At 42.2% G+C, this 19,851-nt stretch carries 17 protein-coding genes; 6 read left to right on the top strand and 11 right to left on the bottom strand.

Annotated features, from left to right (window positions below; all coding sequences use genetic code 11):
- The first annotated feature begins 164 nt into the window (after positions 1 to 164).
- Positions 165 to 1,745, top strand: a complete 1,581-nt coding sequence (gene nhaB, locus WA256_RS02025; protein ID WP_335988693.1) for a sodium/proton antiporter NhaB — start codon at positions 165 to 167, stop codon at positions 1,743 to 1,745.
- Positions 1,746 to 1,833: 88 nt separating this feature from the next.
- Here the strand turns inward: nhaB and tyrA are convergent, their stop codons facing one another.
- From tyrA to ffh, 6 genes are all read right to left on the bottom strand, one after another.
- Positions 1,834 to 2,967 (bottom strand): bifunctional chorismate mutase/prephenate dehydrogenase, encoded by a 1,134-nt coding sequence (gene tyrA / locus WA256_RS02020; protein ID WP_063527371.1) that lies wholly within the window; start codon positions 2,965 to 2,967, stop codon positions 1,834 to 1,836.
- Between the two features lie 265 nt (positions 2,968 to 3,232).
- On the bottom strand, positions 3,233 to 3,592 hold the full coding sequence (rplS, locus tag WA256_RS02015) for a 50S ribosomal protein L19 (RefSeq protein WP_054551733.1): 360 nt from the start codon (positions 3,590 to 3,592) through the stop codon (positions 3,233 to 3,235).
- A 33-nt stretch (positions 3,593 to 3,625) separates the two neighbouring features.
- Complete coding sequence (gene trmD, locus WA256_RS02010) at positions 3,626 to 4,393, bottom strand: tRNA (guanosine(37)-N1)-methyltransferase TrmD (protein WP_054551734.1); 768 nt, start codon at positions 4,391 to 4,393, stop codon at positions 3,626 to 3,628.
- The gene (rimM, locus tag WA256_RS02005) at positions 4,393 to 4,926 is read right to left on the bottom strand and encodes a ribosome maturation factor RimM (protein WP_054551735.1); all 534 of its coding nucleotides are present in this window, start codon (positions 4,924 to 4,926) and stop codon (positions 4,393 to 4,395) included. The genes trmD and rimM overlap by 1 nt, the downstream gene beginning before the upstream one ends.
- 17 nt (positions 4,927 to 4,943) lie before the next feature.
- A complete protein-coding gene (gene rpsP / locus WA256_RS02000) occupies positions 4,944 to 5,192 on the bottom strand; it encodes a 30S ribosomal protein S16 (RefSeq protein ID WP_054551736.1) in 249 nt (82 codons plus the stop codon).
- A 240-nt stretch (positions 5,193 to 5,432) separates the two neighbouring features.
- A complete protein-coding gene (ffh, locus tag WA256_RS01995; protein WP_054551737.1) occupies positions 5,433 to 6,809 on the bottom strand; it encodes a signal recognition particle protein in 1,377 nt (458 codons plus the stop codon).
- 243 nt (positions 6,810 to 7,052) lie between these two features.
- On the opposite strand from ffh, the gene WA256_RS01990 reads away from it, so the two are divergent.
- The 3 genes from WA256_RS01990 to WA256_RS01980 all read left to right on the top strand — a co-directional run bounded on the left by WA256_RS01990 (position 7,053) and on the right by WA256_RS01980 (position 10,191).
- Positions 7,053 to 7,856: a cytochrome C assembly family protein gene (locus tag WA256_RS01990; RefSeq protein ID WP_054551738.1), complete on the top strand. Its 804-nt coding sequence runs from the start codon at positions 7,053 to 7,055 to the stop codon at positions 7,854 to 7,856.
- 61 nt (positions 7,857 to 7,917) lie between these two features.
- Positions 7,918 to 9,186, top strand: coding sequence for an HlyC/CorC family transporter (locus WA256_RS01985; protein WP_130051057.1), 1,269 nt, complete (start codon positions 7,918 to 7,920; stop codon positions 9,184 to 9,186).
- A 165-nt stretch (positions 9,187 to 9,351) separates the two neighbouring features.
- Positions 9,352 to 10,191 (top strand): mechanosensitive ion channel family protein, encoded by an 840-nt coding sequence (locus tag WA256_RS01980; RefSeq protein WP_054561892.1) that lies wholly within the window; start codon positions 9,352 to 9,354, stop codon positions 10,189 to 10,191.
- A gap of 44 nt (positions 10,192 to 10,235) precedes the next feature.
- Here the strand turns inward: WA256_RS01980 and WA256_RS01975 are convergent, their stop codons facing one another.
- Together WA256_RS01975 and gshA are read right to left on the bottom strand one after the other, a co-directional pair.
- Positions 10,236 to 10,844, bottom strand: coding sequence for a transglycosylase SLT domain-containing protein (locus WA256_RS01975; RefSeq protein WP_054551741.1), 609 nt, complete (start codon positions 10,842 to 10,844; stop codon positions 10,236 to 10,238).
- Between the two features lie 136 nt (positions 10,845 to 10,980).
- Positions 10,981 to 12,555 carry a glutamate--cysteine ligase gene (gshA, locus tag WA256_RS01970; RefSeq protein ID WP_063527435.1) on the bottom strand — a complete coding sequence of 525 codons (1,575 nt, stop codon included), beginning with the start codon at positions 12,553 to 12,555 and terminating at the stop codon, positions 10,981 to 10,983.
- A 392-nt stretch (positions 12,556 to 12,947) separates the two neighbouring features.
- On the opposite strand from gshA, the gene WA256_RS01965 reads away from it, so the two are divergent.
- Positions 12,948 to 14,495, top strand: a complete 1,548-nt coding sequence (locus tag WA256_RS01965) for a methyl-accepting chemotaxis protein (RefSeq protein WP_335988679.1) — start codon at positions 12,948 to 12,950, stop codon at positions 14,493 to 14,495.
- Between the two features lie 59 nt (positions 14,496 to 14,554).
- On the opposite strand, the gene clpB is transcribed toward WA256_RS01965, so the two are convergent.
- The 3 genes from clpB to rluD all read right to left on the bottom strand — a co-directional run bounded on the left by clpB (position 14,555) and on the right by rluD (position 18,935).
- On the bottom strand, positions 14,555 to 17,131 hold the full coding sequence (gene clpB / locus WA256_RS01960) for an ATP-dependent chaperone ClpB (RefSeq protein ID WP_054561895.1): 2,577 nt from the start codon (positions 17,129 to 17,131) through the stop codon (positions 14,555 to 14,557).
- A 98-nt stretch (positions 17,132 to 17,229) separates the two neighbouring features.
- Entirely contained in the window at positions 17,230 to 17,952 is a 723-nt protein-coding gene (gene pgeF, locus WA256_RS01955) for a peptidoglycan editing factor PgeF (protein ID WP_063530031.1), read from the bottom strand.
- Positions 17,953 to 17,957: 5 nt separating this feature from the next.
- The gene (gene rluD, locus WA256_RS01950) at positions 17,958 to 18,935 is read right to left on the bottom strand and encodes a 23S rRNA pseudouridine(1911/1915/1917) synthase RluD (protein ID WP_058585463.1); all 978 of its coding nucleotides are present in this window, start codon (positions 18,933 to 18,935) and stop codon (positions 17,958 to 17,960) included.
- Positions 18,936 to 19,064: 129 nt separating this feature from the next.
- On the opposite strand from rluD, the gene WA256_RS01945 reads away from it, so the two are divergent.
- Positions 19,065 to 19,823 carry an outer membrane protein assembly factor BamD gene (locus WA256_RS01945; RefSeq protein ID WP_054561898.1) on the top strand — a complete coding sequence of 253 codons (759 nt, stop codon included), beginning with the start codon at positions 19,065 to 19,067 and terminating at the stop codon, positions 19,821 to 19,823.
- The last annotated feature ends 28 nt before the right edge of the window (positions 19,824 to 19,851 follow it).

The raw sequence follows: 19,851 nt of genomic DNA, 5'->3' as shown, positions 1-19,851 counted from the left end.
ATCAGCAACTAACAAGTAAACTAACTCCGCAGTGCATAAAAATCTACAAGATCTAGTTAAATAAATGACCTTTTGGATTAAAAGTACGCCAAATAACAATACTTTCGATATACTGAATTTCTAATTATTAACAATAACAACCAGCACTATTAAAAGGTACGGCCATGCAGCAGCGCGTTTTACCAGCAATATTTAAAAATTTTTTGGGGACTTCGCCACAGTGGTATAAATACACCATTATTGCGTTTTTACTAATCAACCCGGTGTTATTTCAACTTAACCCTTATCTGGCAGGATGGGTATTAGTGCTAGAGTTTATTTTTACACTCGCCATGGCACTTAAATGTTACCCGCTACAACCGGGAGGCTTATTAGCAATTGAGGCCTTATTTATCGGCATGACAACCGCCGGCCAAGTTGAACATGAAATAGTGCAAAATATCGATGTGATCCTGTTACTTATCTTTATGGTTGCCGGCATCTATTTTATGAAAGACTTGCTTTTGTATATCTTCACAAAGCTGGTTGTTTCGGTTCGAAGTAAAACCGTATTGTCGCTGTCGTTCACGATTGCTGCGGCTTTTTTATCTGCTTTCTTAGATGCGTTAACGGTGATGGCCGTTGTTATTGCCGTTGCGATGGGCTTTTACAGTATTTACCACAAGGTGGCATCAGGAAAAGACTCTAGCAGCGAGCATGATATTAATGACGATAACCAAGTTCGCCCTGTGAATCGTCAAGAGCTTGAAGAGTTTCGTGCTTTTCTCCGTAACTTATTAATGCATGCATCAATTGGTACTGCTTTAGGCGGTGTTTGTACCATGGTAGGCGAGCCACAGAACTTGATCATTGCAGAGCGTGCTGGCTGGTTATTTGGCGAATTTTTCTTCCGAATGCTGCCTATTACTTTACCTGTTATGATTGCCGGTATTGCCACTACTTTCTTACTCGAAAAAACTAAAGCCTTTGGTTACGGCGCAAAACTCCCTGCCCCCATCCACACGATTTTATCGGATCATGCTAAAAAGCTTGAGAAAAAACGCACCACACGCGACAAAGTGAACCTAGCGATTCAAGCTTTCATTGCTGTTTGGTTGATCATAGGTTTAGCCCTTCACTTAGCCACTGTTGGTTTAATTGGTTTGTCTGTCATTATTTTTGCCACAGCCAGTGCTGGTATTATTGAAGAACACCAGTTAGGTAAAGCATTTGAAGAAGCCCTACCATTCACAGCATTACTTTGCGTATTCTTCTCTATTGTTGCAGTTATTATCGACCAGCATTTATTTACTCCTGTGATCGCATGGGTGCTTACCTTTGAAGGTCAGCTGCAACTGGTGATGTTCTTTATTGCCAACGGTATTCTTTCGATGGTCAGCGATAACGTGTTCGTGGGTACTGTGTATATCAATGAAGTGGCTGCTGCGTTACAGGCAGGTCAAATTACCCGTGATCAATTTGACCTATTAGCTGTGGCAATTAACACAGGTACTAATTTACCAAGTGTTGCAACGCCTAATGGACAAGCTGCCTTCTTGTTCTTGCTTACATCAACATTAGCCCCTGTGTTAAGACTATCTTATGGACGCATGGTATACATGGCGCTACCTTATACCATAGTGTTGACAATTGTTGGCTTGAGCATGACTTTATTCAGCCTTTCAGATATGACTGACTTACTGTATCAATGGGGCTTAATCAATCACCACAGCGGTGCGTTACTTGGCTCATTAGGTGGTCATTAAAACGATTATTTAAAACTAAATATTTGAAACTAAAAAGCCCGCTTGATGCGGGCTTTTTTGATAGATTTTTTTGCTAGATTAGATCTGTTTAATCTAGCACTTTTGCGTCGTTTGCTTTATTGAGTAAGCTACGGCTTTGCGTTAAGAAGTGCGCTGTCGCATCTGAGAAGTATTCTTTTGCATCAGCAAATGCGGCAATCAATGATGCTTTATCCCCTGCTTTTAACTTTTCTAGCGTGTCTGCAAAAGTATCTTGGTAGTTGGCAAGCAGTGCTTCGACATCGTCGAATTGCGCAAGCATGATATCAGAGTAAAGCTCTGGCGATTGGGCAAATAAGCGCCCTACCATCATTAACTCTAATTGATAAATGGGTGATGAGCAGCTGCGAAGCTCTGCAAGTGTATGGCTTTGCTTGGCAAGAAACTGGCCATATACAAAAGTTGTTAAGTGGCGCATAACCTGAATGATCTGCATTGCTTCATCGTGTTTTTTAGCATCCATTTCAACTACTTGGCAGCCCCAAACTTGTAGTTGTGCCATTAACCCTTTAGCCACTTCATGATCTCGCCCTTCACACACCACAACCGTTTGTTTTACCCAATGTGAAATATCTGGGCCAAACATAGGGTGTAAGCCAACTACAGGGCCGCTATGAGCCGCCATAAGTGCTTTTAAAGGTTTTTGCTTAACAGAGGTAATATCAACCAGCAAACAGTCATCATCAAGTGTTGGTAATGCTGCGACAACTTGCTCAAGTGCATTAATTGGCACACTGACAAGAACCAATTTTGCCCCTTTTAATATCGTTTCACTTTGTGCTTGCTGTGCTTTATCTAAAATACGCACTTCATAACCTGAACGAGTAAACTGTTGAGCAAATAGCTGACCCATGGCACCTTCACCACCAACAATTACAATAGGTGATAACTGAGGCGCAACACAAGCAAGGCTACCTTGCTGATTCTGATAGGCTTCACGCATCATACGACGCAGGATATCTTCAACTAACTCAGGGTTAACCCCTTGTGCGATTGCTTCTTTACGACGTGCCGCGAGTAAATCAGCCTCGCGATCAGGTGCATGTAATGGAGCACCGATTTGTTGCTTAATTGCGCCTATTTTTTCTGTAATCCCATTACGCTTTGCCAGTAATGCCACCAATTGCGCATCACATTCATCTATTCCTGCTCTTAAATCAGCTAGATCATTCACTGTTACCACGTTACTACACCTCAAACCCTAAAAACGTAAATATTTATATACAAAAAAGTAAAGCTTTTAATACAAATTATAGTAACAGGATAATAGCCAAAGCACAAAGCCCTAGCGCTCTTGTAGCTTAGCTTATAAAGGGATAACAGATAAGTTAGAAGGGAGTATTTCGGTATTTCTCAGGGAAGGAAAATTTTTTTGTGTTATAAAAACCAAAACGGGTTGCAACCTAAGGCTGCAACCCGTTTTATTTTGCGTTGTAAAACAGCGCGTATTAGTTAAGTTTTTCTCTAATACGTGCAGATTTACCAGAACGCTCACGTAGATAGTAAAGTTTCGCACGGCGAACTGCACCGCGACGTTTAACTGAGATACTATCGATAAGAGGGCTGTGCGTTTGGAATACACGCTCAACACCTTCACCGCTCGAGATTTTACGAACTGTGAATGCTGAGTGAAGACCACGATTACGCTTAGCGATTACAACACCTTCAAAGGCCTGTAGACGCTCTTTGTTACCTTCTTTTACACGTACCTGTACAACTACTGTATCACCAGCGCCGAATGCTGGTACGTCTGTTTTAAGCTGCTCTTCTTCAAGCGCTTTAATAATATTTTGGTTTACTTTTGCCATTATATTTCTCACTTTCCTAGGTGTAACTGTCTTCTAGCCACAAGCTTGTTGGTACTCTTGCTGAAATTCAGCAAGGAGTGCCGCTTGCTCCTCAGTCAGAGCTAGGTTATGCAACAAGTCAGGACGACGAAGCCAAGTTCTACCAAGTGATTGCTTTGTGCGCCACTTAGCGATTTCTTGGTGGTTTCCGCTGAGTAATACAGCAGGCACCTGTTTATCATCCAATGTCTCTGGCCGTGTATAGTGAGGACAATCAAGCAAGCCATTCGAAAATGAATCCTGCTCAGCTGACTGGTTATGACCTAACACCCCTGGTACTAATCGTGCTACTGCATCAATTAGCGTCATCGCGGGTAGCTCACCACCACTTAAAATAAAATCACCAATTGACCATTCTTCGTCAACGTATGATTCTATGATTCGCTCATCTATACCTTCATAGCGACCTGCAATTAGAATCAGCTTTTCTGATTGTGCAAGCTCGCTTGCACCTTGCTGATCTAATTTGCGCCCTTGCGGGGACATATAAATTACTTTTGCACCATCACCTGCCGCTTTTTTGGCGTCAAGGATAGCTTGTTTCAATGGTTCAACCATCATTAACATGCCGGGACCGCCCCCGTAAGGACGATCATCCACAGTTCTATGCTTATCAGTGGCATAGTCACGTGGGTTCCAACAGTTAAAGTCGATTAGACCATTTTTAACTGCGCGACCTGTTACCCCTTGGGTGGTAATCGCATCAAACATGTCCGGGAAAAGGCTTATCACCCCTACCCATAGCGAACTCGTTTGTGACATTAAAACCCTGGGTCCCAGTCTACGGTAATTTCTCTTGCATCATGTTTAACTTCTTTAATAACAGAATCTGTTAAGAAAGGAATTAAACGCTCTGCTTGGCCAAATGCATCTTTTTTGTTTGCTTTCACAACCAAAACGTCATTTGACCCTGTCTCCATTAGGTCATCAACAGTGCCTAAGTTATAACCTTTATCAGTTATAACAGACATGCCGATCAGATCTCGCCAATAGAATTCACCTTGCGGTAATTCTGGTAGCTGCGCTGCATCTACTGAGATTTCTGCATTGGTTAAAGCCATTGCTTCGTCTCGGTCGTTTACTTGCGCAACTTTAGCGATAAAGCCTTTGTTGTGGCGACGCCAGTCGACCACTTCTAAGGTCTGCCATTTACCTTGTTGCCCTATCAACCATGGGCTGAAATCGAAGATCCCTTCGGGATCATCAGTAAATGAATGCACCTTAAGCCAGCCCTTTATACCATACGGGGCACCGAGCTTTCCTACTGTAATATACGAGGTGTTCTCTTGACTCATGGTTACTCTTACGCCTATTAAGCCGCTTTACGAGCGTCTTTAACTAACTTAGCTACGCGATCTGAAAGAGATGCGCCTTGACCTACCCAGTGATCAACACGAGATAAATCTAAACGTACTTTTTCTTCCTGACCAGAAGCGATTGGGTTAAAGAAACCTACTTTCTCGATGAAGCGACCGTCACGCGAGAAACGGCTATCCGCAACCACAATTTGATAGAAAGGGCGTTTTTTAGCGCCACCACGTTGCAAACGAATAGTTACCATACCGTCCTCTACATTAGATTGACTGTTTTCATTAATAAGATTTACTCCCCAATACGGGAAGCTGGGGAATTGTACGAGTTTTTTGCAACATTGCAAGTAAGAACTGCTGCAAAATGTAAGTTTAGTTGATTAAACACTGATCTGGGCTTTAAATCTTACATGCAGCTAACAACTACGCATAAATTATCTACAAAAAAAGGAGCTATATGCTCCTTTTTATACACTTAATAAACAGCACTATTAAAATTTAGGGCCGCCACCCATCATGCCTGGTGGTAACATGCCTTTCATGCCGCGCATCATTTTCTTCATGCCACCTTTGCCTTTCATCTTCTTCATCATCTTCTGCATTTGCGTAAATTGCTTAAGCAGTTTATTGATTTCTTGCACCTGAGTGCCAGAACCTGCAGCAATACGTTTTTTACGTGAGCCTTTGATGATTTCTGGGCGAGCACGCTCTTTTGGCGTCATAGAGTTGATGATAGCTTCCATTTGTACGAAAGTTTTATCACCCATCTGGCCTTTTACAGCGTCTGGTAGGTTTTGCATGCCTGGCAGCTTATCTAGCATCGACATCATACCGCCCATGTTCTTCATCTGACGAAGTTGCTCAGCAAAGTCATCTAATGTGAAACCATCACCTTTAAATACTTTTTCGGCAACTTTAGCGGCTTTCTCTTTATCTACTTTCATTTCGACTTCTTCGATTAATGAAAGTACATCACCCATACCTAGGATACGAGAAGCAATACGGTCAGGGTGGAATGGTTCAAGAGCATCAGTGCGCTCACCCACACCCATAAACTTAATTGGCTTACCGGTAATATGACGAATCGATAATGCAGCACCACCACGGGCATCACCATCGGTCTTGGTTAAGATCACACCACTTAAAGGAAGCGCCTCATCAAATGCTTTTGCAGTGTTTGCCGCATCTTGACCAGTCATCGCATCAACAACGAATAAGGTTTCGATTGGGTTAATCGCGCTGTGAAGTGCTTTGATCTCGTCCATCATGTCGTTATCGACGTGTAAACGACCTGCGGTATCAACTAATACCACATCAATGAATTTCTTCTTCGCGTGCGAAATCGCATTGTTTGCGATATCAACCGGCTTTTGTGAAATGTCACTTGGGAAGAATTCAACACCCACTTCATCAGCCAGTGTTTCAAGCTGTTTGATTGCTGCCGGACGGTAAACGTCGGCACTCACAACTAATACAGATTTCTTTTTACGCTCTTTTAAGAATTTAGCTAGTTTACCAACACTGGTCGTTTTACCAGCACCTTGTAAACCCGCCATCATTACGACCGCTGGCGGCTGTGCATTAAGGCTTAGCTCTTCGTTAGCTTCACCCATGGCTTTTTCAAGTTCTTCACGAACAATCTTAATAAAGACTTGGCCGGGGCTTAAGCTTTTTGTTACTTCAACACCTACGGCGCGTTCTTTAACTTGCTTAACGAACTCACGAACAACAGGTAATGCAACGTCCGCTTCCAAAAATGCCATGCGGACTTCGCGTAATGTATCTTTTATATTGTCTTCAGTTAGGCGTCCGCGGCCACTGATATTTTTTAAGGTTTTACCTAAGCGTTCTTGGAGATTCTCAAACATGTAAAGGTTCCGATAAAACGTGTTGCACCTGCAATGTACATAAATCAAACAAGTTTGGCGACAATACAGGCAATATTAAAATTTAATTCCTAGCAGTATACCGTAAATGGTGGTCGACAATACAGTGTTCAAGTGTGCAGTTTGAGTTTCTTTTTACAAACTCTATGCTTTTGCCTTGCTATAAAATACAATGGCATCAAAGAGACAAGGATTTATCGATATAAATTAAGTGGCCAAAACACGATGATTATTAGTTTAACTATTATTGCTAGTTTGTTTTATGTGTTAGCAACGTCACATGTGCTATCACGCCTTTTTCACAAACAAGGTCCAAGCCAAAAACTCACAGTCATTCTTAGTACTGTGGCTATCCTTGCTCATATGCTATTACTGGTTAATTCAGTTTTTCGTGCTGACGGCCAAGATTTAAGTATCGTCAACGTTGCCTTATTAACCTGTTGGGTCATTGTGGTGTCGGTGACTGCTGTGTCTCTCAAATTCCCCGCGACTTTATTGTTGCCAGTTGTTTATGGTTTTGCAGCCTTACTGACCCTTGCCAGCTTGTTTATACCGCATCATGTGATTTTACAATCAATCGATGTTGAGCTTGGTTTAGTTACTCACATATCCTTATCACTGCTAGCCTATTGTGTTTTGATAATCTCAACACTTTATGCGGTCCAGTTCTACTTTATTGATAAGCGCCTCAAACGCAAAGACTTGGCAATTGTACACAGCCACCTCCCTCCTTTAATGGTGGTTGAGCGTCAGCTTTATCAATTACTCACGCTGGGTACTATCTTACTGACTTTTGCTCTCCTTTCTGGGTTTATCTTCTTAGAGGGAATGTTTGCCAGTGAGTTTATCCACAAAACGGTTTTATCGTTAATTGCTTGGCTAATTTTCACTGTGGTCACTGTAGGTCACTTACGCCAAGGCTGGCGTGGTAAGCCTGTGGTATTTTCGATCATGATAGCCGCTTTTATCTTGTCACTTGCTTATTTTGGCAGCCGTTTCATCCAAGAAGTGGTTCTAAATAAGTTTTAACTTGACTCAGCAAGCTGTCTCTAGCTTAATATGCACTGATTTATAAAAAAAGGATCCATCCTTGGACGACATATCGACTAGTACCCTGTTTATTATATTGGGATTATTGATACTTATTTCTGCTTATTTTTCTGGTTCTGAAACTGGAATTATGTCAATCAACCGTATTCGCCTGCGTCATCTTGCTAAAGAAGATCACCGTGCAGCGAAGCGCGTCAGCAAACTATTAAGTCGCCCTGACAGACTCATTGGTCTGATCTTAATTGGTAATAACCTTGTAAATATCGCTGCAGCACAGGTTGCAACGATTATTGGTATTCGTTTGTATGGTGATCTCGGTATCGCTATTGCAACCGGTGCGCTAACGCTGGTTGTTTTAATCTTTGCCGAAGTAACGCCAAAAACACTTGCTGCGCTATACCCAGAGAAGGTTGCTTTTCCAAGCTCAATTGTGCTCAAAGGCCTATTGAAAATCCTTTTCCCGTTTGTGGTTATCGTAAACTGGATGACCAACGGCATGTTACGCTTGTTTGGTATTACCACAGCACAAATTGAAGAGCACAGCTTAAGTAAAGAAGAACTAAAAACTGTGGTGAACGAATCAGGTGCACTATTACCTGCTCGCCACCAAAGCATGCTGACTTCAATTTTAGATTTAGAGCAAGTCACTGTTGAAGATATCATGATCCCACGCAACGAAATTGTTGCTATCGATATCAATGACGATTGGAAGCTTATCAGCCGCCAACTTACTCATGCACAGCACACCCGAGTACTGTTGTATCGTGACCAAATTGATGATGCTGTTGGCTTTATTCACTCACGTGATGCACTGCGCCTATTAACTAAAGAGCAGTTTGATAAACCATCACTACTGCGTGCGGTACGTGAAATTTACTTTATTCCTGAAGGCACATCACTGAACACGCAACTACTTAAGTTCCAGCAATCAAAAGAGCGTATTGGCTTAGTTGTTGATGAGTATGGTGATATTCAAGGTCTAGTAACGCTTGAAGATATTCTTGAAGAAGTAGTGGGTGACTTCACTACAACGCAAACGCGTACACCGAGTGAAGAAGTAACAGAGCAAGATGATGGCTCAGTACTTGTTGATGGCGGTGCCAATATTCGTGATTTAAATAAAGAAATGGGTTGGGAGCTACCGATTGATGGCCCGAAAACGCTAAGTGGTTTAATTGTTGAATACTTAGAGGACATCCCAGACTCAAACCTAAGTTTGCGTATAGCCGGCTACCCTATTGAAGTTATCGAGATAAAAGAAAACATGGTTAAGTTAGTTAAAGTTATTCCAAGTAAACGTACAGAATAATTTTCTACACCACCTAAACAAAAGGAGTAGCTTGCTACTCCTTTTTTGTTACTTACAGCTGAATTACCTCTGAAGATTCACATTTTATAAGCTATCCCGCACAACCAAACACGAATTCCTCTACTATTATTTTCTTTTGCATATATTGATATAAAAGGGAAAATAATGGACGAAATATCAATCGAAAAAATCTATAACCAAGCTATCGAATTGCTGATGCTTTACGGGCCAAAGTTTATCCTCGCAATACTGGTCTTGATCATAGGTTGGTGGTTAATTGGTAGAATTGCCAATATGGCCGAAAAATCAATGAATAAGGTCAAGTTCGAAGTTGGCCTTACGCACTTTTTAGTCTCCTTTATCTCGGTCATTTTAAAAGTACTGTTGCTGATATCTGTTGCTTCTATGATTGGTATAGAAACTACGTCGTTTATCGCAATGCTTGGTGCTGCTGGCCTTGCGGTCGGCATGGCACTTCAAGGTAGCCTTGCTAACTTTGCAGGTGGCGTGCTTATTCTGTTCTTTAAGCCTTTTAAAGTTGGCGATGTAATCGAAGCGCAAGGCTACATGGGTACAGTTGTTGAGATACAAATTTTTGTCACTGTTTTACTCACCTACGACAATGAAAAAATCATTATCCCAAATGGCACGCTCTCAAATGGCTGCGTTAAGAATAAGTTTTCAGAGCCAACACACCGCGTAGCTATCGAATTTGGCATTAGTTATGGCGATAATGTTCATAAAGCCCGTGATGTGCTTATGAGCGTGCTTAATGACTATGATTTGATACTAAAAGATATAGAAGATAAAAAACCATCGGTTCATGTTAGCCAGCACGGTGAAAGCCATATTGGCATGTTGGTATGGGCGTGGGTTGAGTCTGATAACTACTGGCCAGTGTATTTTGGCTTATACGAACGCGTTAAAATTGCCTTTGACGCTGCTGATATCACGATTCCATTCCCGCAAAGGGATGTCCATATTCACCAGTTTCCTGGTAAATAACTAACAAAAAGCCCGCTAATTGATGCGGGCTTTCTATTTATGCATTAACTAAATAAGCGTTCAAACCAGTTTTTGTCTAAATCGGCTTCACACTTTTTAAGTTGTGCGCCATAGCGGCTAGCTCGATGTTTAACTTTATTAGCAACGCTCATTAGCCATTTTTTACTTTTATAAGTGCCTCGCTTATAGCCGCCCCACCCTTCGTGGTAATTTAGGTACTGCGCGTAGGCGTCCCACTTCGATATACCATTTACTTTATGGGTTTTGTAAACGAACCAGGCCATAAAGTCGATAGCATCATCAAAATCATCTCTGTCTGCACCGCTGTTACCTGTTTCACGAATGTAATCTGACCATGTTGGGGTTTTTGCTTGAGAGTAGCCATATGCAGAGCTAGCACGTCCGATTGGAATTACCCATAAGAAGTATTCCATTGGTGGCGCTGCATCATGGCGGAATGAGCTTTCTTGATACATCATGCTCATTAGCACATGTTTTGGCGAACCCCATTTTTCTTGTGCATCACGAGCATCGTAATACCAGTCAGGTTTTTCTTCAAAAATCTTACATATATCATGAGGTTGCTCAGGGGGAGCCGTTGCACAACCAGCCAAAGATGCGGCCAGCGATAAAATAATTATACTTTTTTTCATTTTTTTATGGATCTCGCTGAACTTTTTCTCATCAGGTCAGTCTGAACTTATGAATGCAGCAGTATAGCATTGTTTCATCCCTGAAGAATCTTTGACGCAGCCTCCCTAGGCTGCGTTTTTTTATGCCTTCACAATACTAAGCTTTAGCAAAATAGTCATCTAAAAATGCAGTGAAAGATACACTGTCTGCTGCTTTAACTTCACGCTCTCTAAGTACAGAGTCAGTCGCTTGCTTTGCCAAAAATGCTTGATCATAAAATTGGTAATCAGCATCAAGGTGGCTTTGCTTGTACTGCTGTGCAAGTGCTAAAGCGAAATGACCATTATCTTGGTTCTCTTTTGCCAGCGCACTAACATATTTGCCAGAGAAAGTTTTACTTGGATTGTTCACCCAAGTTGCAAGCTCAGCTATGGTTTCGCTGTAATAACTCACGCCATATGCATTATCCATGTAACGGGCAACCTCAGATAGCTGAGTAAAAATTGTCTCGGCCCAATCAGTTAGACGCACCATCTCCCCCTGCTTGTTGAGCATTAGCTCTGGGTCTCGACCTTCATTGACAACCGCATCAAGGTTAGTTGTGCTTAATTTTTGCTCTTGCCAATCCATTTCTGGCGAGTCATTCAAGAGGCAATAAGTTAAGAATACGTCTAAGAAACGAATTTGCTGTAAATCGATACCCGTTTCACTAAACGGGTTAACATCAAGCGCACGTACTTCGATGTATTCTATACCGCCGCGAAGTAATGCATCGGTTGGTGTTTCGCCCGATGCTGCATTGCGCTTAGGACGAATTGGCGAGTAAAACTCGTTTTCGATTTGCAGAATATTTTTATTTAACTGCTTTGGCTCAGCACTCGTGTAGTCATCTATATGACCATAAATATCTGATGGTGTATGAATCGCCTCTTTTAAGCCTGCTACATATTCTTCGAGTGAGTTATACATAACACGTAAAGACGATTGTGCACTGTTAGTGTAACCAAGGTTACCCAAACGCAGCGCTGTGCCCACTTCTAAATAAAGAGTACCTTTACCTAGCTTTTTGAATGGTAAATCAGTTTCGCGCCCTTGTAAGAATGAACTACATAATGCTGGTGATGCACCAAATAAAAAGCTGATCAACCAAAGCTCACGCTTAAAGTTACGAATAAGCCCTAAATAGCCAGTCGAAATAGAGTCAGCTAATGTACCTTGGTTACCGTTTAAGCTATAAAGGCTTTGCCATAAGCTTTCAGGGAAAGAGATATTGAAATGCACACCGGCAATGGCCTGCATCATGCTGCCATAACGGTTCTTTAAGCCTTCACGGTAAAGTGTTTTCATGCGGCCAATGTTTGAGTCACCAAACTGTGCGAGTACAATGTCATCTTGATGCTCAATAAAGCATGGCATACTGATCGGCCATAACAGCTCATCGTCCATCTGCGATAAGGTGAACTTTTGCAAGTCTTTTAGCTGCGCGAGTGTTTGCTCTGCAGATGTACTAACCGGCGTGATAAATTCTAATAATGATTCTGAAAAATCAGTGGTGACATGATCATTCGTTAAAGCGCTACCAACGCCTTGTGGATGACCTTGCTGTGAGATAACACCACTTGGTTTTATCCTTAATGCTTCTCGCTCGATACCACGTTGAATCCCATTAATTGCGTTAGGAAATTGTGCCGTTAACGCTTCTAGCGTTTTATTTAAATCATGTTTTATCAAAAATGCTTCCTCGAGCCGCGTGGCTGTAATCCTAAGTGTATGGGGGCAAAAAAAAATTACTCAAGTCAGAAATATCAGTTTCATTATTTACCCATACACTTGAAGCTCAATCTTGCCATTGTGAGTCACAATATACAATTGCTTTGGTGGCACTTCATTGTTGCTAAAACGGTTAAAAATACAATTTAGGCTTTTTCCTTGAGTATATTAGACCTTTTAACTAATATAAAAGACTGAGGCTAAACATAATAATTCAGGCAAGATGTTGTTTTAGATCAAAGGGAAGATGAAATTATTAAAAGTTTCACAGTTAACACTATGTCCCCCCTTCCCTTACATTTTTCTGAGACTATAATCCGCACACCATAAAAAAGTATATTTCGAGGACTCATATGCGTCGTGGGCAAGAAATCGTCAATCAAGAAGTGACATACTCAGATAATCAAGAGCTTGTCTCTACCACAGATTTACGCGGTGTAATCACATACGTAAATAAGGAATTTTGTACTATAGCAGGTTACACCGAAGAAGAGCTTCTCGGAAAAAATCATAATATTGTACGCCACCCAGATATGCCTAAAGCGGCATTTAAAGAGATGTGGGAAAAACTTAAAGAGGGACACTCTTGGCGTGGCATGGTAAAAAACCTCTGTAAAGATGGTCGCTACTATTGGGTCGATGCGTTCGTTACGCCTATTTATGAGCATGGCCAGCTAGTGGGCTATCAATCAGTGCGTACCAAACCATCTGAGCAATTAAAAACCCGTGCGATGGCTCTGTACACTAAAATTAATGATGGAAAATCTATCGCATCATTTCGTGAGAATATTTCACTCAGACAAATAGTGTCTGCGATTTTATTGGTTGCAGGTATTGCTGGGTTAGCAATGACCACCCCATGGATGGTTGCTTTAACCGCATGCGCCCTTGTAGTACTACTTTTTGCTTTAAATTATGACGAGCTCGTTGTTACGCCAAGCCATTTAAAGCAGCAACGTGCAGAGTTTGATTCAGTATCACGTTATGTGTATTCAGGCTCACACCCATTTAGTATTGCTGCCTATAATCAGCAAATGCTGTTCGCTAAGCTTAGAACTGTGTTAGGCCGTGTTAAAGACTCTACTTACTCCTTCAAAGACATTGCTACCAACTTAGATAAACAATCGTCACTCACCGAGCAAGGTATTGCTGCACAAGGCCAACGTTTAAGTGATATTGCTACAGCAATGACACAAATGAGTGCCACTATTGGCGAGATTTCAGCTAATACCCATCACACTGCTGATAAGGTTAAAACCACTTACCAAAGCTGTAACGATATCAAACTGCATATTGAAGATAATAGCAGCATGGTGACTGATCTAGCTAACCAAGTAGAGCAAGCAGCCACTACCGCTAACTCTCTTGCTAGTGAAGCTGACAAAATAGGCCAAGTAATGAGTGAGATTGAAGGCATTGCTGAACAAACAAACTTATTAGCGCTGAATGCAGCCATTGAAGCAGCACGTGCCGGTGAGCATGGCCGAGGTTTTGCGGTTGTAGCAGATGAAGTACGCGCACTTTCTTCACGTACTCAAAATGCAACAGCACAAATTCATAGCTCAATTAGAGAGATCCAAGATACGTTATTTAGCTGGTCTAAAGTGATGCAATCAACTAAAGCGCAAGCAGATAGTTGTGTTGATACTACCGCCCATACACAAACTGAGCTTGCGAGCATCTTCGCACAAATTGATGAAATATCAGGCCTTGCGACTGAAATTTCGACGGCTGCTGAGGAGCAACAAGTTGTCAGCACCGATATACGCGAAAATGTAGAAAGCATTAAAGGTCACAGCGAAGAGAACTTAAAGCTTAGCTATAACGTGGCTAAAGATGCAGCGGGGCTTGTTGAAGGCTCACGAAAAGTTAACGATATGCTGTTAACCTTTAAAGTTTAAACTTAACTGATACAAAAAAGCCGCATCATAATTGATGCGGCTTTTGTTTTTAGGGCTAATTAACGACTCGAGAAAACAAGTCCATTCTCATCAGCATCAATATGGATGATGGCTCCTGGTTGGTAATCCCCACCGAGCAGGCGCTGTGCTAATGGGTTTTCAATGGTATGTTGAATAGCACGTTTTAAAGGCCTTGCCCCATACACAGGATCAAAACCACTTTCAGCGATGCGGTCTAAAGCTGCATCCGTAACTTCAAGAATGTAGCCTTTTTCTGTTAATCGCTCACGTAGCTTACTTAACTGAATATCTGCAATTTCCTTAATGTGCTCATTAGCAAGTGGATGGAATACCACGGTTTCGTCGATTCGGTTAATAAACTCAGGGCGGAACTGACTAACTAATACGCCCATCACTTTTTCTTTTAACCCGGCATAATCATTTGAACCTGCTTGCTCTTGGATAATATCTGAACCCAAGTTAGAGGTCATGATGATCACGGTATTTTTAAAATCAACGGTACGGCCCTGACCATCCGTTAAGCGGCCATCATCAAGCACTTGCAGTAAGATGTTAAATACATCTGGGTGCGCTTTTTCGACCTCATCCAATAAGATGACGGAATACGGACGACGGCGTACAGCTTCAGTTAAATAGCCACCCTCTTCATAGCCAACATAACCTGGAGGTGCACCGACTAAACGTGCCACCGAGTGTTTCTCCATAAACTCCGACATATCAATGCGCACCATGGCATCTTCAGTGTCAAACATGAAGCTGGCTAGTGCTTTGGTCAGCTCAGTTTTACCCACCCCTGTTGGGCCTAAGAATAAGAATGAGCCGATTGGGCGATTTGGATCAGCAAGCCCTGCGCGAGAACGACGAATTGCATTTGCAACAGCTACAACAGCTTCATCTTGACCAATCACTTTGTGGTGTAATTGATCTTCCATTTGCAGTAGCTTTTCACGTTCGCCTTGCAGCATTTTCGATACCGGAATACCTGTCCAACGCGATAAAATCTCAGCGATTTCATCTTCACCTACTTGGTTTTTAAGTAAGCTCATTTCTTGCATTTCTGCTTGTGAAGCAAGGTCGAGTTTGCGCTCAAGTTCAGGGATACGACCATATTGCAGTTCAGACATGCGCTGTAAATCGCTGGCACGGCGCGCCACATCTAAATCAAGACGTGCCTGCTCAAGTTCTGCTTTGATTACTTGCGTGCCTTGCAGTGAGGCCTTCTCAGCATTCCACACTTCGTCTAGTTCGCGGTATTGCGCTTCAAGTTCAGTGATCAGCTCTTGCATTTCGGTACGGCGCTTTTGACTCGCTTCGTCTTTTTCTTTCGCCAACGCATTGTCTTCCAGTTTTAACTGAATAATACGACGCTCTAGCTTATCTAAAGACTCTGGTTTTGAGTCAATTTGCAAACGAATTGAAGAACCTGCTTCGTCAATTAAATCTATTGCCTTATCTGGTAATTGGCGATCGCTAATGTAACGATGCGAAAGCTGCGCCGCAGCAACAATGGCCGGATCGGTAATATCAACTGAGTGATGCAGCTCATAACGCTCTTTTAAACCACGTAAAATCGCAATGGTGTCTTCAACCGATGGTTCATCAACAAACACCTTTTGGAAACGACGCTCAAGTGCCGCATCTTTTTCAATGTATTGACGATACTCATCAAGAGTTGTAGCACCCACGCAATGTAACTCACCACGGGCAAGTGCAGGCTTTAACATATTACCCGCATCCATTGCTCCGTCTGTTTTACCTGCGCCTACCATAGTATGAATTTCATCAATAAAGAGGATGACTTGGCCTTCTTCTTTGGCAAGTTCATTCAATACTGATTTTAAACGCTCTTCAAATTCACCACGGTATTTAGCACCAGCAACCAAAGCACCTAAATCGAGCGATAATACTCGCTTGTTTTTTAAGCCTTCAGGTACTTCACCATTGATAATACGCTGTGCAAGGCCCTCAGCAATCGCTGTTTTACCTACACCCGGCTCACCAATTAACACCGGATTATTTTTAGTACGGCGTTGTAATACTTGGATAGTACGACGAATTTCGTCATCACGGCCAATGACAGGGTCAAGCTTACCTTGCTCTGCTCGCTCAGTTAAATCGATGGTGAATTTTTTTAATGCCTGACGAGTTTCTTCAGCATTTGGGTCTTCTACTTTTTGGCCACCACGAATGGCTTCAATTGCAGATTCGATCTTGCTAGAAGTAATATTCAGCGCTTTAAAAATATCGCCTAAAGGGCCTTTATCATCACACGCGGCAAGAACAAACAACTCACTCGAAATGAATTTATCTTTTCGTTTTTGAGCATATTTATCGCATAAGTTAATTAATGAAATCAGGTTATTTGACAGCTGAACATCGCCACCAATACCTTCAACTTTAAACAGTTTCTCGATTTCTTGGGATAACTTAGTATTTAACTCATCAGCACTGACGCCTGCTTGTGCAAGTAACGCACGCACACTTGAACCATTTTGCTGAAGCAATGAATACATTAAATGCACAGGCTCAATAAATTGATGATCGCGCCCAAGTGCTAATGACTGCGCATCTGAAAGCGCAGATTGAAATTTACTTGTAAATCTATCTAAACGCATAAGGGTTTACCTATTAAAAAATCTAATTGCTTAATTAATGGGTATGCTTAGTGATTTGTTCAAGTAAAAGAAGAAAATTTAATCGCAAAAAAGGCGTATTAATTGCGCCAGATCAAGCTCGCCATACGGCCTGTTTGTCCGTCACGGCGATAAGAGAAAAACTGTGATTTTTCAGTAACAGTACAGTGCTCACCACCATACATTTTGACCACGCCTAATTGTGCTAATTGCTGACGTGCTAATAAATAGATATCAGCCATGTATTTTTCATGTTTGGCTGTAAAAGCTTGTTGATGCTCTGGGTTTTGTGAGCAAAAACACTCTTTAACTTCTTGCCCGACTTCAAATTGTAAAGGACCAATAGCAGGGCCTAACCAAGCAATAATATCGCTTGCTGGCGCTTGAAAGTGCGAAACCGTGTTTGCCAATATACCTTGCGCTAAACCACGCCAGCCACCATGGACAGCGGCGACTTCATCCCCAGAACTCGAGCAAAGCAATACTGGTAAACAGTCTGCGGTCATTATCGCCAGCGGCTGCTTTATTAAACGTGTGTAAAGCGCATCAGCAGAGCGTACTTGGCTTAAGTCAGACTGCTCATCAATTACGACTACATCGCTGCTATGTGTTTGGTTTAACCACACAGCAGGGTTTGGCAGCTGATTTGTAAGTAACGCGCGATTTGCAAGCACGGCTTGCTCATCATCACCAACATGTAAACCCACATTAAAACTATCAAAGGGTGCAACCGAAACCCCGCCCTGTCGGGTGGTACTCAGCGCGCTAACAGTGTTTGGGGCAGTCCATGCTGGTGTGATCATAACGCTTAAAACTCGATATTTGGGTTTGCTTTAGTATCAGCGCGCAAAGCTTCTGTCATAGCTGCCATATCATCTGGAATTGGCGCTTGCCAAGTCATTAGCTCACCAGTGATTGGGTGCGCAATTGATAGCTTTACAGCATGTAATGCTTGGCGTTTAAAGTCGCGTAGCATTTGAAACAGCTCAGGTGTAGCACCTTTTGGCGGGCGCGGACGACCACCATACAGTTGGTCGCCAACTAATGGGTGATTTAAATAAGCCATGTGTACACGAATTTGGTGAGTACGACCTGTTTCTAGGCGTAAACGTAGGCGTGTATGTGCACGGAATTTTTCTGCAACACGGTAATGCGTAACCGCTGGTTTGCCCATTTCATGCACGGCCATGTGAGTACGCTTTGTCGCATGACGACCAATTGGTTTTTCAACCATGCCACCAGCTGTCATTGTGCCGTTACAAATTGCTTCGTATTCACGGGTGAAGTTTTCACGCTTTTGTAATGCAGATACTAGGTGTGTTTGTGCCGGAATTGTTTTCGCCACGACCATTAAACCTGTGGTGTCTTTATCTAGACGATGCACAATACCTGCACGAGGCACATTAATGATGTCAGGGTAATGATGTAGCAAAGCATTTAATACCGTGCCATCTGGGTTACCCGCCCCTGGATGTACTACTAATCCCATAGGTTTATTGATCACCAAAATATCATCGTCTTCATAAACGATGTTTAATTTGATATTTTGTGCCTCATATTCACGAGGGGCTTCGATGGTTGTTTCTACACTCACCACTTCGCCACCGAGAAGTTTTTCGCGCGGTGTGTTTAATATTTCGCCGTTTACAGTGATTTTATCATCCAAAATCCACGTTTTTATACGTGAACGAGAATAATCAGGGAACAATTGCGCTAATACTTGGTCTAGACGTTTACCGCCAAGGTCAATTGGAACCTCGGCTTGGAGAGAAATTTGCTCTGACATTAGTAACTTTACCCAATTTACCAGTGCAAGCTGTGCTCGACTGGGTTAGAATCGCTTTAATATAATACGTATAGTTTACTCGGTTTTCCTCACTTGGCCTAGCCGAAGACATCGAAGGTAAGAAATAAAATGATAAATAAAATAGGGAAACGTGCGTTCGCCATAGTTTTTTCAGTATCTGTACTTGGCTTAGGTGCCTGTTCATCAGCACCAGATCAAGAAGATATCCAACGCGTTCCTAATAAATCTGCGCAAGCTTTATATGAAGATGCAAAACAAACATTAGATTCTGGCTTATATGCGCGTGCAATTGAGCTATTAAGTGCTATTGATTCTCGCTACCCTTTTGGTCCTCTATCAAAACAAGTACAAATGGACTTAGTGTTTGCGCATTATCAAGCAGGTAATACTGAACAAGCACTCGCAACTATCGACCGTTTCATTCGTTTAAACCCAAACCACAAAGATTTGGATTACATGTACTACATGCGTGGCTTGGTGAATATCAAAGCGGATGAAAACGCATTCCAAGAATATTTTGGTGTAGACCGTGCCGACAGAGATGCAAACCGTACTCGTGTCGCATTTACTGATTTATCAACGCTTTTAAAACGTTTTCCTAACAGTGCCTACGCACCAGAAGCGAAAAAGCGTTTAGTGTGGCTACTGAATAAAATGGCGCGCTACGAGTTAAAAGTTGCAGAATACTACTATGAGCGAGAGGCGTACCTTGCTGCAGCAAACCGTGGTAAATATGTGGTTGAGCACTACTCACAAAGCAGCTACCTTGATCAAGCACTGGAGATCATGGAAAAAAGCTATAACAAGCTTGGCTTACCTGAGCTAAGTGAACATGCTAAAGCAACGCGAGAAGCTAACAAGCGTTAAAATAGACTAAAAGAAAAAAGGCGCCTTA

The organism is Pseudoalteromonas sp. CH_XMU1449-3, assembly GCF_037027245.1.
Lineage (GTDB): Bacteria > Pseudomonadota > Gammaproteobacteria > Enterobacterales > Alteromonadaceae > Pseudoalteromonas > Pseudoalteromonas shioyasakiensis.
This window is presented reverse-complemented; position numbering and strand designations above follow the sequence as displayed.

Bases quoted from the DNA above. Each gene is read 5' to 3' on its own strand.
- rluD (WP_058585463.1), bottom strand. From the start codon at position 18,935: ATGTCAGAGCAAATTTCTCTCCAAGCCGAGGTTCCAATTGACCTTGGC.
- clpB (WP_054561895.1), bottom strand. From the start codon at position 17,131: ATGCGTTTAGATAGATTTACAAGTAAATTTCAATCTGCGCTTTCAGAT.
- nhaB (WP_335988693.1), top strand. From the start codon at position 165: ATGCAGCAGCGCGTTTTACCAGCAATATTTAAAAATTTTTTGGGGACT.
- WA256_RS01965 (WP_335988679.1), top strand. From the start codon at position 12,948: ATGCGTCGTGGGCAAGAAATCGTCAATCAAGAAGTGACATACTCAGAT.
- pgeF (WP_063530031.1), bottom strand. From the start codon at position 17,952: ATGATCACACCAGCATGGACTGCCCCAAACACTGTTAGCGCGCTGAGT.
- WA256_RS01945 (WP_054561898.1), top strand. From the start codon at position 19,065: ATGATAAATAAAATAGGGAAACGTGCGTTCGCCATAGTTTTTTCAGTA.
- WA256_RS01975 (WP_054551741.1), bottom strand. From the start codon at position 10,844: ATGAAAAAAAGTATAATTATTTTATCGCTGGCCGCATCTTTGGCTGGT.
- rplS (WP_054551733.1), bottom strand. From the start codon at position 3,592: ATGGCAAAAGTAAACCAAAATATTATTAAAGCGCTTGAAGAAGAGCAG.
- rpsP (WP_054551736.1), bottom strand. From the start codon at position 5,192: ATGGTAACTATTCGTTTGCAACGTGGTGGCGCTAAAAAACGCCCTTTC.
- WA256_RS01980 (WP_054561892.1), top strand. From the start codon at position 9,352: ATGGACGAAATATCAATCGAAAAAATCTATAACCAAGCTATCGAATTG.
- ffh (WP_054551737.1), bottom strand. From the start codon at position 6,809: ATGTTTGAGAATCTCCAAGAACGCTTAGGTAAAACCTTAAAAAATATC.
- WA256_RS01990 (WP_054551738.1), top strand. From the start codon at position 7,053: ATGATTATTAGTTTAACTATTATTGCTAGTTTGTTTTATGTGTTAGCA.
- rimM (WP_054551735.1), bottom strand. From the start codon at position 4,926: ATGAGTCAAGAGAACACCTCGTATATTACAGTAGGAAAGCTCGGTGCC.
- trmD (WP_054551734.1), bottom strand. From the start codon at position 4,393: ATGTCACAAACGAGTTCGCTATGGGTAGGGGTGATAAGCCTTTTCCCG.